Annotated in this window: 14 protein-coding genes and 1 riboswitch; all 14 genes read right to left on the bottom strand. The window is 40.3% G+C overall.

Annotated features, from left to right (window positions below):
* Positions 1-68: 68 nt before the first annotated feature.
* Positions 69-824 (bottom strand): SIR2 family NAD-dependent protein deacylase, encoded by a 756-nt coding sequence (locus ACESPO_RS08305; RefSeq protein WP_016438477.1) that lies wholly within the window; start codon positions 822-824, stop codon positions 69-71.
* 217 nt (positions 825-1,041) lie between these two features.
* Positions 1,042-2,190 (bottom strand): glycine/sarcosine/betaine reductase complex component C subunit alpha, encoded by a 1,149-nt coding sequence (gene grdD, locus ACESPO_RS08300; protein WP_499788673.1) that lies wholly within the window; start codon positions 2,188-2,190, stop codon positions 1,042-1,044.
* A 13-nt stretch (positions 2,191-2,203) separates the two neighbouring features.
* Positions 2,204-3,739, bottom strand: a complete 1,536-nt coding sequence (gene grdC, locus ACESPO_RS08295; protein WP_009262172.1) for a glycine/sarcosine/betaine reductase complex component C subunit beta — start codon at positions 3,737-3,739, stop codon at positions 2,204-2,206.
* Positions 3,740-3,883: 144 nt separating this feature from the next.
* Complete coding sequence (gene grdA / locus ACESPO_RS08290; RefSeq protein WP_081636834.1) at positions 3,884-4,357, bottom strand: glycine/sarcosine/betaine reductase complex selenoprotein A; 474 nt, start codon at positions 4,355-4,357, stop codon at positions 3,884-3,886.
* Positions 4,358-4,496: 139 nt separating this feature from the next.
* Positions 4,497-4,814 (bottom strand): thioredoxin TrxA, encoded by a 318-nt coding sequence (gene trxA, locus ACESPO_RS08285; protein ID WP_008975180.1) that lies wholly within the window; start codon positions 4,812-4,814, stop codon positions 4,497-4,499.
* 24 nt (positions 4,815-4,838) lie between these two features.
* Entirely contained in the window at positions 4,839-5,786 is a 948-nt protein-coding gene (trxB, locus tag ACESPO_RS08280; protein ID WP_008975179.1) for a thioredoxin-disulfide reductase, read from the bottom strand.
* Positions 5,787-5,814: 28 nt separating this feature from the next.
* Positions 5,815-7,119, bottom strand: a complete 1,305-nt coding sequence (grdB, locus tag ACESPO_RS08275) for a glycine reductase complex selenoprotein B (RefSeq protein ID WP_081636833.1) — start codon at positions 7,117-7,119, stop codon at positions 5,815-5,817.
* 18 nt (positions 7,120-7,137) lie between these two features.
* Positions 7,138-8,421 (bottom strand): glycine/sarcosine/betaine reductase component B subunit, encoded by a 1,284-nt coding sequence (locus ACESPO_RS08270; RefSeq protein ID WP_008975176.1) that lies wholly within the window; start codon positions 8,419-8,421, stop codon positions 7,138-7,140.
* Between the two features lie 124 nt (positions 8,422-8,545).
* A complete protein-coding gene (locus ACESPO_RS08265; RefSeq protein WP_008975175.1) occupies positions 8,546-8,926 on the bottom strand; it encodes a GrdX family protein in 381 nt (126 codons plus the stop codon).
* A 100-nt stretch (positions 8,927-9,026) separates the two neighbouring features.
* Positions 9,027-9,135, bottom strand: a riboswitch (glycine riboswitch).
* 21 nt (positions 9,136-9,156) lie between these two features.
* Complete coding sequence (locus ACESPO_RS08260; protein ID WP_009262178.1) at positions 9,157-10,551, bottom strand: alanine/glycine:cation symporter family protein; 1,395 nt, start codon at positions 10,549-10,551, stop codon at positions 9,157-9,159.
* Positions 10,552-10,985: 434 nt separating this feature from the next.
* Entirely contained in the window at positions 10,986-12,419 is a 1,434-nt protein-coding gene (gene purB, locus ACESPO_RS08255; protein ID WP_116442352.1) for an adenylosuccinate lyase, read from the bottom strand.
* A gap of 25 nt (positions 12,420-12,444) precedes the next feature.
* Positions 12,445-13,155: a phosphoribosylaminoimidazolesuccinocarboxamide synthase gene (gene purC, locus ACESPO_RS08250; RefSeq protein ID WP_009262180.1), complete on the bottom strand. Its 711-nt coding sequence runs from the start codon at positions 13,153-13,155 to the stop codon at positions 12,445-12,447.
* 32 nt (positions 13,156-13,187) lie between these two features.
* Complete coding sequence (locus tag ACESPO_RS08245; RefSeq protein ID WP_009262181.1) at positions 13,188-13,964, bottom strand: hypothetical protein; 777 nt, start codon at positions 13,962-13,964, stop codon at positions 13,188-13,190.
* Positions 13,942-15,234, bottom strand: a complete 1,293-nt coding sequence (locus tag ACESPO_RS08240; RefSeq protein WP_499788672.1) for a DUF5716 family protein — start codon at positions 15,232-15,234, stop codon at positions 13,942-13,944. Before ACESPO_RS08240 ends, ACESPO_RS08245 begins: the two co-directional genes overlap by 23 nt.
* Between the last annotated feature and the right edge of the window lie 9 nt (positions 15,235-15,243).

Below are 15,243 nucleotides of genomic sequence, written 5' to 3'. Positions count from 1 at the left end.
AACTTGGAGAAACAAAGCCTTGATGCGGATTCCTCCTTCTCTTGGGAAATCTCCCATAACGATTCATCTTAATATAACTTATGTAGATTTTCTGACTGGCAAAGTATCTTTAACAATGTCTGATCTACTCTGTCATGGATCACTCCATCCGCATACTTATCTGAAAAGTGCTCCTTTAATGTAATTAAGATCAACCTGTTGCCTCCATAATACCCAAGTAGCTGTTCACACAATGTCGTTTTTAAATTCGTTCCAAGTGCAAGAACAACATCTGCTCGCATTACCTCTTCTGCCGCTTTTGTCATCACTTGATTGTCTACCATCTCGCCATAGAGAACCGCCCTCGGACGAAGTGCTGTATTACATTTTGTGCAAAGCGGAACACGCCGAGACTGTCTGATATAATCCAAAGAGTATTCTTCCCCACAATGTGGACAGTAATGCTCGCAAATATTTCCATGCAGTTCAATCACATTTTTACAGCCTGCTCTTGTCGGAAGGTGATAAACTCTTCTTGTGATCACAGTATCGATCAGACCCTTCTTTTCTAAAGCTGCGAGAGCATAAAATCCTTCTCCCGGCGGCTTTTCTAATTGCGGGAGCATCTCATTTCGATAGAATTCATAGAATAACTCTTTTCTTGTAGAAAATAGTGAACTACTGAAAAGTTCCTCTGCAGAATACCTATATTTCTTCTCGATATCGTAGCTTTCCTGACTGTCGCGGATCAACATATAATCGCTTTCTAGAACCATTCCATTTCCGCTTAAAACGACAGTATATTTGCTTTCCTTCAAAATGTCCATCAATCTTTCTACGGTCATACAATATCCCCCACTTTCGTTTTTATCAGAGATATTGTAACATTTATTTTTATCTATTTCAATAAATAGACATTTGTTTCTTATAATTTATAATTATTTCATTAATTTTCAGTTTTTATCTTCATTGTTTTCCATTCACCTTATATAAAACCGAAAAAAGAAAGCATCCCACACGGAAATGCTTTCTCTTTCTATAACTAAATACTTAGAGGCTTAATTAATTGATATAACCTGCTTTTTTCAGTTCTTCTTCTGCTTTTGCAAGATTTGCATCAGATACACGGATGATAGGTCCTGTACAACCCATTCCACTTTCTGCATAAATATTAATCTTCCAGAGTGCTTTTACAGCATCTTCAAGATCCATTACTTCGATACCTGGAATCTGTGCTGTAACAATCTCCTTCGGAGGTTCTTTTACTTCCTCTTCAGCTGCTGGTTTTGCTACAGTTTTGTATTTGTTAAGGATATCATTGAATCCAGCTTTTTTCACTGCTGCAAATTCATCTTTTGCAACTTCAAATACTTTTCCACGTACAAGCTGTGCTGCATAACGAATCGCATTTGCGATAACAGGAGCACCGGAAGCACGGGAAACGATCATAACAAGCTGTTCGTATCCTTCACCAATACCTGGTCCATATCCAAATCCTGTTGCTTCAAAACTTCCTCCTGTATTGAAAGAAGAAAGCATCTTCACAAGGATATTACCTGTAAGAGAATCTGTAACCATGATATCTGGAGAAGCCTGAAGTACATCATTACCTCTCATCACACATCCACCGTCAGCTCTTCCTGACTCTGCAAATGTAATATCATATCCGTTGCTCTGAAGCTCTTTTAAAGCTTTCTCAGTCTGACGAGCGCCATCTACATTTAAGATACCAACAGATGGGTTCTTTTTCCCGCAAGCTTTTGCTGCGATTACACCGTAGATTGCATTTTTAATCATACCTTCGATACGATCTGTGCTGGATGTACCTGTTGTATTTGCAATAAACATTTCTTTTGCAGTTGCAGGTGTTACACAACGTCCAACAGTAGAAACACCGATTGGGAATGGGAAATGCATTGTTACTGCCGCATCCACTTCTTTATTTTTCAGCATTTCTTCCATCTTATCGTGGCCTTCTTCATCGTTAGCCACTTTGACTGTTGTAACTCCTTCTGCTTCTAATGTACCGATGTAGTACACATCTATTCCATCCTTTGCAGCCTCAATTGCTGCAGCCATGGAGTTTTCTTCTCCGTGTTCGCTTCCCATACCTGTAAGAGCGATTTTAGGACGTTTGCCAAAGCTTCCTGTCTCCAGTCCCTGAGCAATCTCCATAAAAGTGGAAGCAATCATTTTTTCTATATTTGCCATTTTGTCCACCTCTCTATTCTGCTGCCATAAGAGTTTCTGCAAAATCTTTCATTGCTTTTGCGATCAATCCTTTTACTTCTTCTTCAGAAACACCAGAATTGTCTTCTGCACCTGTGTTTGCCTGAATTACAAATGAAACACCATCAAAAAGGTTTGTCATACGGCCAAGGAATAAGCTTCCTTTACCAACGATCATAGCATTTTTGATCTTACCTGCTTTGATATCTTCTACTGCAAATCCGATGTATGGAACACCTGAAGGGATATGTCCCTGAGTCGGAGCCCAACCTGTCAGACCGTGTTTTGCTGCAAATCCTGGCATATCTTTCTTCTCAAGATCACCTTTTTTAACAGCTAAAGCAGCGATCATCTTATAGTTAGCTAACGGAACATCACCAGCTCCTGCAGGTTTTGTAATATCTGGGTTCTGCATTTCTGGAGAGTATTTGTCAATATCTGTAATCTTTAATCCTACTCTTGCAAGAGGATCAGCTACAAGGCTTCCGATTACGTTCTGTGGAGCAGATCCTGTACCAACTGTATGACGTCCTAAGATGTCAAGGTTGATTTCTGGGCTAACACCATCATTTTCTGCGATGATTACACAGAATCCTGCAAGACAGTCTTCTAAGATTGGAAGACCTTTCTTCACATGGTCTTTTCCGTTCATACCAAGTTTTGCTGTACATCCACCAGCTGTTACAGCTACACATTTGTAAGCACCTGATTTTACAAGAGCTGCTGCTTCAATTAAAGCATGTGAAGGACCAGCACAGAATCCACGTGAGTCAGAACCTGTTGCATTCATAAGTCCAGCAACTTCTGCTGCAGCTTTTGCAAAGTTTCCACCACCACGCTGGTTCATATCACCACAAGCTTCTTCTGCACAGTCGATAACGTACTCGATATCTCCTGCATCGATTCCTGTGTTTCTTACAGCATATAATAAAGCAAGTACACTTGTAGCTTTGCTCATCATGTTTTCATGCATTACATGAGCAGAAAGGTTCACATCGATATCATGTGCTCTCTTCACACAACCAACTAATTTGCCAGCGATGTAAAGTCCTTCTGCATGTTCTTCGTTTACCAGATGCTCAACTTCACTAAGTTCTACACCTTCTTCTACTCTTGCTGCGATTGCTTCTGTAATAATTGGATTAGAAACAAATGCTTCTTTTGTTGCTGCAACAAAGTCTTTGTCTAATTTTACAACTTCAAACATATCACATGTCTGAACTAAAAGAAGGAATTCGTTCTCCGGCATAATCTCACCGTATTTACCAAATCTCTCTGCGCCTTCTTTTACTTTATCATAGTAAGGGAACTCTACTTCTGCGAGTTCATCCGGATGTGCGTTTCCAATATATACTTGGTTTGGCCAGTAGTTTACACATTCTTCGTAAGAACGAAGATGACTTTCAAGTTCTTTTAAGTATTCAGATTCTGGGTTCACAACTCTCTCTGTTGTCTGAGTTGTTCCATTATACACTACCATCTGTGGAGTATGTGCCAGTACATAGCTGGCTCCTTTAATTACACTGTTCATTTGAAGGTTCCACCTTTCTTTTAGATGTTTAAAATGAGAATTTTTTATATATACTAAAAATAAAGGGTGATGAAGTAAGCATTTACTCCATCACCCGTAGAAAACCCAAAATCAAATCAGATTTTCGTTATAAATACTTATCTTCTATAAATATTTACAAAATTGTTCACGAATAGATGACATCTCGCTTACGATATCATCAACGTCAAGTACCATTTCCATCATACCTACCTGCTCATCGTAAACAGCTTCATCGAATTCTTCTTTCAATTCTGGTTCACATACATGATATACCGTGAGTCCTAACTCGACCCCTGTCAATGGTCCTGCGAATGTTGGGTCACCAGCAGTAACTGTCTCAGCAGCTAATCCTGCTGCCTCTCCTTCTGCTGCTCCAACGAGTACTACTAAATTCTCTGCACCGAATTCGTCTGCAAAGTCTTTAACTCTTTTCTGATTCTCAAGATCCATTGCACCTGCGCTAGTTCAGACGAAGCATTCAGTTGAAGAAAAAACTACTTCTCCACCGGCTGTCTTAACACATTCTGCAATAGCTGGTCCTGGCACACCATCACGGTCGCCAATGATAATTACTTTTTTTCCATCTAAAATTGCCATGGCTTTTTCTCCTTCCTTTCATTTTACTTTTAGTATAAATTTATATTTGGAATGCTTTCACACTCCCGTAAAAGCCTGTTCGGCTTTGTACGCATTAAGTATACATGCTTTTTCTAAAAAATACAAATAGATTTTCTAATTAGATGTATTTTTTGATCATAGCTTCAATATTAGCTTCTGTAGCGTCATCTTTTACAAGTTCTTCTACTTTTTCTCCGTCTTTGTAAATAGCCATAACAGGAAGTCCTAAGATTTTCTGTCCAATAGCAAGACGACGAGCTTTTGTTGTATTCAGAGATGTGAATTTTAATTTATCTCCGTACTGATCTGCCATAGAGTGTACGAATGGCATTAATGCCTGGCATGGTACACATCCATCACCAAAGAAATCTACGAATACGTATCCTTCTGCCTCTAATACTTCTGCCTGAAATGTATTTTTATCTACTTCTAACATTTTACATGCCCTCCTTGTGAAAAATTATTCCATTTCGTTAATGTATTTCTCGCACTGTGTAGTAGCGATTGCTCCGTCTGCAGCAGCTGTAACTACCTGACGAAGACTCTTCACACGAACATCACCTGCTGCAAATACGCCTGGGATATTTGTCTTCATATTATCATCTGTTGGAATGTATCCTCTTTCATCAAGTTCAAGACCTTTTCCTTCGAAGATCTTTGTGCTTGGTAATGTTCCGATAAATCCGAATACACCAAACATTCCGTCTTCTTCATCAGCAACGATCTTTGTGAGTTCTCCAGTTTTTACATTCTTAACTGTCATTTCAGAAAGGATTCCATCTCCTCCAACTTCCTCTACAACAGTATCCCACATAAAGTGAAGTTTCGGGTTCTTGAATGCTTTTTCCTGAATAGATTTTGCTGCACGAAGTTCATCACGTCTGTGGATGATTGTAACTTTTCTTGCGAATTTTGTAAGGTACATAGCTTCTTCAACAGCTGAGTCGCCGCCACCTACTACATATACTTCAAAATCTTCGAAGAAGTTCGCATCACATGTAGCACAGTAGGAAACACCTTTTCCCATGAATTCTTTTTCACCTTTGCAGCCAATTGGTCTTGCAAAAGCACCTGTTGCAATGATAAGAGTTTTACCGCAGTATTCTCCTTTTGCACTAATCAGTTTCTTCACGTCACCTTCCAGTACAACGTCATTGATAACATCTGTCACTCTCTCTACACCGAATTTTTCACACTGCTCTGTCATTCTGGCGATCAGAGATGGGCCACTTTCACCCTCAACAATCTGTCCAGGATAGTTTTCAATCTCATCTGTAATAGCAATCTGTCCACCGTCTTTACCTTTTTCTACGATTAATACAGACATTCTTGCTCTTCCTGCGTACAGACCTGCTGCTAAACCAGCAGGACCTGCACCCAGGATCACTACGTCATAAATTTTGCTCATAACGCTGTTCTCCTTCTTTCTTGTAGAATTATTCGAAAATTGTCTGATCTTCTACTTCTGTCTGAAGAGCTACAAGAGCCTTCTCAACTAATTCTCTACGTAATTTGTATTCCTCTTCCTTCTCTAAAGCAGGATTTCCAAGTGGATGTGGAATAGCAATTGTAGGAACGATTCTGTTAGCACCAACTGTCATAGAAATTGGTGTTACTGTACACATGTGTACTACTGGAAGTCCAGCAGCTTCTACACCTTTAACCATCGTTGCACCGCAACGTGTACAAGTACCTCAAGTAGAAGTCAGGATAACTGCGTCAACTCCATCTGCTTTCAGTTTCTGAGCAAATTCATCTGCAAATGCTTTTGAAGATGCTACTGCAGTACCGTTACCAACTGTTGTGTAGAATTTATTGTGTAATTTTCCGATGATTCCTTCTTTTTCCATATCGCGGAGAACGTCAACCGGAAGAACACGGTCAGCATCTTCGTTAGCGTATACTGGGTCGTATCCACCATGAGCTGTCTCGTATGTTTCTTCTGTTAAATCCATAACTCCTGTAATATCGTACTCACCATAGTGAGAAGCGTTTGAAGATTCGATATGATCTGGATTTCCTTTCGGAACAATACCACCAGATGTTACTAAAGCGATTGTAGCTTTAGAAAGATCTTTTACAGCTGGGTTTGGAGCTACTCTGTCGAATGCCGGCATTGGGTATTCTGTTGTGTATGGCTTATCAGCTAATTTTGCAAGTAACATATCTACTGCACGTCTAGAACCACGTTTTTCTTCAAAGAAGTTTACACGTACTCCGTTTGGCATGTAGTTATCCTGGCAAGATGCACCGATTGCTTCTTTTTTAGCTAATTTAAGAGCTAATGGAGCCATTTTCTTAACGGCATCTCTAGCACCTGCTGCATTGTTCTTTGTAGGTACTGTATATACTTTGTTTTTGAACATATCAGCACCTGGGTTTTCTACGTACATACCTGTTACTGCAGGAATTCCTAATTCTTCCTGAACAGCGTCACAGATTGTACCACAAGCTACACCGTAACGTCCAGCGTTGAAAGCTGGTCCAGCGATAAATACGTCTGGGTTTAACTCTTTCACCCATGCTAAAATTGTTGCTTTTGCTTCTTCAAGATTCTCGTTGAAGTAAGAGTCACCACATACGATTGTAGAGATAATCTCTGCTTCATCTTTGAATGCTGCTTTAAATGCTGCTCCTGGTCCCTTTACTTCACCATCGTGACGCTCTGCAGGGATGTGAGCCATTTCTTCTCCACCGATCTGAGCGAAGAACTGGTTGATATAATGTACTACTTTAATCATTATCTTTTTCCTCCTTCCCTATCTTGCACTTAAGTAACCGAAACCTGTTTCGTTTGTTGCACCAGTAATTGCCTGGATCTCAACTTCGATTGTTCCATCTTCACGTAAGCTGTGTTCGTTACCACCAGCGATTGTGTTCACGTAATCTAATGTTCCGATTACTTTGTCAAGTTTTGGAAGTACGATGACCTGATTAGCATTTCCGCCTGTGATTACTGCGTCAGCTGCCACGTCAGCATCTGCTAATGACTGAGATTTTCCATCACGTCCAGCGTATTCGTCAGTAATAATTACTGTCTTAACACCTTCTGCTTCGATTTTCTTACAGTTCATGATAAGGTCTGTATCTGGGTTACCGAAACCTTCCTGAGATAATACGATACCATCAAGATCTAATAAACGGCAAAGTTTAGCTGTCCAGTCTGATGAGCGCTGCTTATCAGCAAGGTATACGTTTTCGTTTGTAATAATATGGCAAACAAAGTTTAATGTTTTACCGTGTTCTTCAAATAAGTCATGTACAACACCATTGTTTTCATGTACATATGTAGGGTTCTTATCACATGCAGATACACAGTTACCAGATACGATAGCACCGTCCATAATTTCTGTTGGTGTCATAATTGTAGATAATGTTTTCTTAGCATCTACTCCGTATACATATGTATCGTGAAGTAATCCCTGAGACTGTAACATCTGAACATATGCTACTCTTGGAAGTCCTGGGAATTTTTCAGCACCTTCCATAACTCCATATGTTTCAAATACTTCTGTTTTATCTGGTGTCAGTTCACGAGCTAACTCTCCAAGGTAAACAGCTACTCTGAATCCTGCAAATCTTACAGCTGGCTCATAATCGTGCTGTTTGATTCCTTCTACAGGTTCACATACAACAACTAAGTTGTTTAATTTTGAGAATGGTGTATATTCTGCACCTGGGCCTGTCATATCGATGATACCTTCCTGGAAACCAACGATCTTACCTGCTGTAACAACAGCCATACCTTTGAGTGCATATGTTTTACCTTCACCAACTGTATCCACTTTGCTGATTACACCTGGGAAAATTCCTCCACGACCTTCAACTTTTACACGTGGCTCGATAACATCTTTTACAGGTGTGATTCTTACGCTCTCACCCGGTCTTGCAATATCAAGCTTGCAGTCTTTAATTCTTTCGTCCTCAAGAACGATTGCTTTTACAGCTTCTTCATCAACATAAAGTACGCCATCTTCGATTTTAGACTCTGGTCCAAACTGAATGTCTTTAATGTTAATGTGACCTAATTCTAATCTTCTCACTGTAAATTCCCTCCTTTATTGTGTTTAGTTATATATGCTCTAAGTACCTTAACGTACTATTACAGCCAATGTCATTGAATTTTTCATTTTCTCTTGCTATTCAATCCCATCTGCGATTCTTTCTTTAAAAAATCGCAGACGGAATTGCACTCTCAATCAATTTCAAATCCACCACTTGAAAATCTTCATAGACTTCCGGTGCATACTTATCTGATTTAAACTGAAATTTTTTACAAGACTGAATCGCATACTCAATAATCTCCATAGACCGCGGATCCAGCTTTTCTTTCTTTTCTGACACCATAATCGATTTATACGGTGTTTCATTCGGCTTCACACTTCCAGACAGCGGATGTGTCAGAAGCTCATATCCTTCATAAATATAGTTTCTTACTTTTCTAAGTATCTCCTCATAGGAGCACTCTACGAACTCAATATGATATTCATTTTCTAATGTTTCTTTTACTAAGGGATTGTTTGTTACTATCTTAAATGCTTTTTTCATGTTCTCACCTTGTTGTTAAAAAAAGGACGGCTTTCGTAACTGTTGCTACCAAGTCGTCCTTTCTGTTCTTTTCTGACATTACGTCCAAGTCCAGAATATGGTCCATTTCTCACTCCTTTTGCCTGAAAGTTTCACCAGTTAATTGACCGTTACCTGGTTTGCATCTTCGGCGGTTTCCTATTTCAGAAACGCTCTCACAAGAAATATCTTCCCATCTTCTTTTCCAATATTTATTTTTTCTTCATCTGTTTTGGCTTGAAGTTATTAAAGTAATCTTTGTGTACTTCTTTTACTACCTTACTCAGTGCAAACAGACCGATAATATTCGGAATTACCATTGCACTGTTGAAGCAGTCTGCCATGTTCCAGATTAAATCAACTTTTACTGCTGATCCTGCTACGATACATACCGCTACAAGAATCGCATATACTTTCACTGCTTTTGATCCAAATAAGTACTTGATATTTGCTTCACCGAAGAAATACCATCCGATGATTGTAGAAAATGCGAAGAAGAACATACAGATTGCAATGAAAACTTCTCCAAATTTTCCAAATACGCTTGCAAATCCAGCCTGTGTAAGAGCTGTTCCTGTGAAAGCTGCTCCTGTCAATGGATCTGTCTGTCCTACCATACCACTTGTAAGGATTACAAGTGCTGTTAAAGTCAGAACAACAAATGTATCAATAAACACACCCATCATAGCAACAAAACCTTGTTCTACAGGATGATCTACCTTTGCAACTGCATGTGCATGTGGTGTAGATCCCATACCTGCTTCATTTGAGAACAATCCACGTCCAACACCTCTTGCAAGTGCTCTAGATACTGTCCAACCAAGAACTCCACCGCCGATTGCCTGCGGATTGAAAGCTCCTACGAAGATATCGTGAAATGCTTTCGGAATCATATTTCCGTTACAGATGATGACAATCAATGCACCCACAATGTAGAATGCTGCCATGATCGGGACGATCTTTTCTGTCAAGGAAGCGATTCTTGAAATACCACCCACAAAGACAAACAACGAAATAGCTGCGATAATAATACCGACAATCCATGGATTAATTCCAAATGCTGTTCCGAATGCATCTCCAATGGAGTTAGACTGTACTGCATTTCCCATAAAACCTAATGCAAAGATAATGAGTACTGCAAATGTTGCTGCAAGAATCTTACCGAATTTTCCGGTAAATGCTGCTCTGATGTAGTATACAGGACCTCCGGTAACTGTTCCGTCATCTCCGACCTGTTTGTACTTCTGAGCCATAAGTGCTTCGGCATAAATTGTTGCCATTCCTAAGAAAGCACTTACCCACATCCAGAAAATTGCTCCAGGACCACCCATAGCGATTGCTGTTGCTGCTCCCGCAAGGTTACCTGTACCTACTTGTGCCGCGATAGCTGTTGCTAACGCCTGGAAGGAAGACATTCCTTCTTTTCCGGCCTTGTCGCTTTTTTTGAAGAGACCTCCAAAAGTACGCTTCCAGCCTTCTCCGAATCCTCTTACCTGAATGAAGCCAAGGTTAAATGTGAACCAAAGTCCAGCACCTACCAAAACTACAATCAGGATTTTGTCTGCTAGTACACCTTGAATGGCTACTACTAAATCATTCAGACTCAAACAAATCCCTCCTCACGCACCGTTTTTTCGGTGGTTTTATTGAACATCTCTTATGTCATATATATTACATGATGAGCGGGATTATTTCAACTCTTTTTATGCATTTTACACATCTTTGTTCAGATTTTTACACATTTTTAGGTGTTTATTTATATCTTCTATATATGAACTTTGTTTTTTATTTATTTTGCATATTTCATTATATCTTATTTTGTTAATTTTGTCTATTGTCTTTTTTCATCTTTTGAAATCTTAGTCAAATTTTTGTCAATTTGCTAGTTTTCGACAGAAAACAAACCGCTTTCGACAAAAAACCTATGAAAAAAGACGAATGTCCGTTTGGCATTCGTCTCTTTTCTTTCTATACAAAATATCTATTTATTGCAATTGTTACAATATTTCTTCTACTTCCACACTTACAGCGCTATCGTACATTAGACATTGATCTCAGCAGTCATTCCAAGAACTGCTTGATTCTCTTCTAAAACCGGACGGATTACATTCTCAAGGAAGCTTTCTACCTGTTCTTTCGCCCGTCCTGTATATCTGGACGGTTCCATTGTTTGCTGCAATTCTTCCAATGTCATATTAAATGCCGGATCTGCCGCAATTAATTCCAACAAATTATTATCCAGACCTTTTTCCTTTACATTGCGTCCTGCCTCCATAGAAAGTTCGCGAATTCTCTCATGAAGTTCCTGTCTGTCTCCTCCGGCCTTTACTGCATCCATCATAATATTTTCTGTTGCCATAAATGGAAGTTCTGCACGCAGACGCTTTTCAATCACCTTCGGATATACGACAAGTCCATCCACCACATTCAGGCACAGATCCAAAATACCATCTATTGCCAAAAATCCTTCCGGTATGCTAAGCCTTTTGTTTGCAGAATCATCTAAAGTTCTTTCAAACCACTGTGTAGCAGATGTGATTGCCGGATTCAGTGCATCTGCCATCACATATCTGGACAGAGACGCAATCCTCTCGCTCCGCATCGGATTTCTCTTATAAGCCATCGCAGAAGACCCTATCTGGGATTTTTCAAATGGCTCTTCTACTTCTTTTAAATGTTGAAGCAAACGAATATCATTAGAAAATTTGTGCGCACTTGCCGCAATTCCCGCAAGAACATTTAACACCCTTGTATCTACTTTTCTAGAATAAGTCTGACCGGAAACCGGATAGCAGGCTTTAAATCCCATTTTCTGTGCAATCATCGGATCAATCTTATCGATGGTGTCCTGGTCCCCATCAAACAGTTCCAAAAAGCTTGCCTGAGTCCCTGTTGTTCCTTTGGAGCCGAGAAGTTTCAGACTTCCGGCTACATATTCCAAATCTTCCAGATCCATCAGAAACTCCTGCATCCAAAGCGTTGCCCTCTTTCCAACTGTCGTAGGCTGTGCCGGCTGAAAATGCGTGAACGCAAGCGTCGGAAGTGCTTTATACTCATCTGCAAACTTTGCAAGTTCTGCGATAACATTGACCAGTTTCTTTTTCACAATTTTAAGCGCCTCTGCCATCACAATAATATCTGTATTATCTCCAACATAACAAGATGTAGCTCCAAGATGTATAATTCCTTTCGCCTTCGGGCATTGCTGGCCAAAAGCATACACATGCGCCATCACATCATGTCGTACTACTTTTTCACGCGCTCTTGCCACATCGTAGTTGATACAATCTGCGTGCGCCTTCATTTCTTCAATCTGTTCTTCCGTAATATTTAGTCCAAGTTCTCTTTCTGTCTCCGCAAGCGCGATCCAGAGTTTTCTCCATGTGCGGAATTTCATATCCGGCGAGAAGACAAACTGCATTTCTTTACTTGCATATCTTTCTGATAACGGGCTTTGATATCTGTCAGTGCTCATATTGTTATTCTCCTTCTACTTTTCTTTATAAAAGTCCAAGACGGTGGAAAACCTCTTCATAGGCTTCCTCGACGTTCCCCATATCACGGCGGAATCTGTCTTTGTCAAGTTTTTCATTGGTATCTACGTCCCAGAGTCTGCATGTATCCGGTGACACTTCATCTGCAAGAATGATTGTTCCATCCGGCAATCGTCCAAATTCAATTTTGAAATCAATCAATTTCATACCTGCATCCAGGAAATATCCTTTCAAAAATTCATTTACCTTTTTTGCATAAGTACGAATGGTGTCAATCTCCTCTTGCTCTGCCAATCCCAGTGCTAACGCATAATCATCATTAATAAATGGATCTCCAAGTTCATCATTTTTATAACTAAATTCTAAAATTGGGCACAGGAGTTCTGTTCCTTCTTCGACACCCATCCGTTTTGAAAAGCTCCCGGCTGCCACATTTCTTACAATCACCTCAAGTGGTACAATCTCCACTTTCTTCACAGCAGTTTCACGGTCATTTAACTCTTCTACCAGATGAGTAGGGATCCCTTCTTTTTCCATCATCTTAAAAACATGATTTGTCATCCGGTTATTGACCACTCCTTTTCCAGAAATCATACCTTTCTTCTCTCCATTAAATGCTGTCGCATCATCCTTATAAGATACGATCACCACCTCAGGATCTTCGGTCAGAAATACTCTTTTTGCTTTTCCCTCATAGAGTTGTTCCATTTTTTTCATATGCTTTCACCAATTCCTTTCCTATTTTTCAATCAGCAAAGTTGATTGCGTCGGTACGTTGATTTTATCTTTTCAATTTCCAGCAGCTTTTCTTTTCCTTCTGCACGTTTTTCCTGTGCGTATGTCTGAAGTTCCTCCATCAGTTCCCGGTGCACTTTCGGGTACACTGTGTTTTTCAGCAGAAAGAGTTCATATTCTTCCTTTGTATACGCCTTATACGCACAGTAAATATACGCTTTGACGATCGACGGCTCTTTGTATGTCTGAAACGCCTTTTCATACATCTCCATCGCTTCCCGGTAAAGAAATTGTCTGCCATATGCCGATCCAAGGCACGCATAAATCTTTCCATAAAAAGCATCTTCCACCGAATCATCCCTATCGCCATATAAAATGGACTGATACACAAGAATCGCATCTTCGAATTCTCTGTTTTCCAAAAGATTATCCGCTTTATATTTCTGTCGTTCAATTTCTTTTTGATTTTTCAACCGGTCCAAAATATTTTGGATCTGCTGCAGTTCTCCCGCTGTATAAATCGAAGAGCTCGACAAAATCCGCATGACAAATCGTTCTTCCGAGCTATGCTTTTGCAGCATCGTCCGAAGTTGCTCTGCCAGCCTTAAAAGCCCAAGTTCTGCTTCTATCCAGTCACAGAGTCTCTCATTGACAATCGTATAATCAATCAGATACAGATTATTGGAGAGATAATAGCAGAGTTCTTCCAATGTGTAGATCCGGCAGTGGATTCGCGACACTTCGTACGGCTGTTTTGCGCGCTTTTTATTACATAGTATCAAACTGCTCATTTCTTCCTCCTAAATAAATCGTATGTTCCCTGACAAAATCCGTAGCCGGGAAAAATTCTCCAAATCCGACATCTTTAAACAGAATCTTGCAGACATTCTCTTCGACAAAAAGAACTTCTACTTGAAGCCGGATCGTATATTTTGCACGTTTGGGAAGCTCATTTACTTGCACGCGCTCGATGCGTGATGTGCCGGTCAGCAAGGACTCCACCTTGATTTCAATATCATCCGTGTCTTCTAAAAGCACTTCCCACTGACCATCTCCTTCATACCAATGTCTGCCCCATGGTACAAGTGGGTACCATTCTTCTTTTCCATGCTGCCGCAGCTGAATAGAAATCTGCTCTTTCAGCTTACTTTCATCAAGATACACCGGCCCTTCCTGTTCTTCCATCAGTTCTTCCTGTCCACGCTGGTATGCTGTATAGCATGCTCCTTTGCTGTACAGATTATTTCCAAGAAATGCCCTTCTTCCATTACACAACACCTTCAAGGAATTCGGATACCAGTTATTTTCAAATCCTTCTCCCATCAGAAATACAGAGGAAACGATTTTTTTCTCAAATACACTCTCGATAAATTTTTGAAAGCGAAAATCTGCCATCTTAGCCTGCTCGACATTCAGCACCGGATACACCGCTTTCAACTCTTCCATCTGAGCACTTGCCACCTCATCAACGGTGACAAACGTCTGTTTTTTCAACTTTGCTCCCGCCGCAATCTGACTTAACATATATGCCTTAATCTGTCTTTTGTCACAGTAAAACAGCGCCGATTCATATTGCCAAAGCTCTTTTGGCTGATAAAACATAAAATAGCAGTAACTTTCTTTGTAGTCCTGCACATGGATCTTCTTCCGTTCGATTCCCATCCGCTGCCCAATGCCCCTCAGCATCCTTGCAATATCCGGACTCATCTCGGGCACACAGAAGACAATCGAATCAATCTTGTCAAACTGCTGAAGCGTCAGACGGATAAATTTTGCAAGAAGCCACACTGCATCGTAAGTTCTTCTCCCCAAATGGATCTTAGCTCCGTGCATACTTTTGGCAAGCAGATCTGTCGCCATCGCCCCATCCTTGTGTTTTGCATGACTGCGAGCCTCTTCCCCGATATACCATGCATCATTCTTGCATCCGATCACAAGAGGAATCTGATATTCTCCGGACTCGTTTTTCACTGTCTCCGGTTCATGCTGCGCTTCATTATAATAGCTGATCTGGCATCCTTCTTCACTCAGATCATATCCAATAATACTGCCTTGTCCCATATCTCTCCC

Source organism: Coprococcus sp. HPP0074, from assembly GCF_964238105.1.
In the GTDB taxonomy this organism is placed as follows: domain Bacteria; phylum Bacillota; class Clostridia; order Lachnospirales; family Lachnospiraceae; genus Faecalimonas; species Faecalimonas umbilicata.
This window is presented reverse-complemented; position numbering and strand designations above follow the sequence as displayed.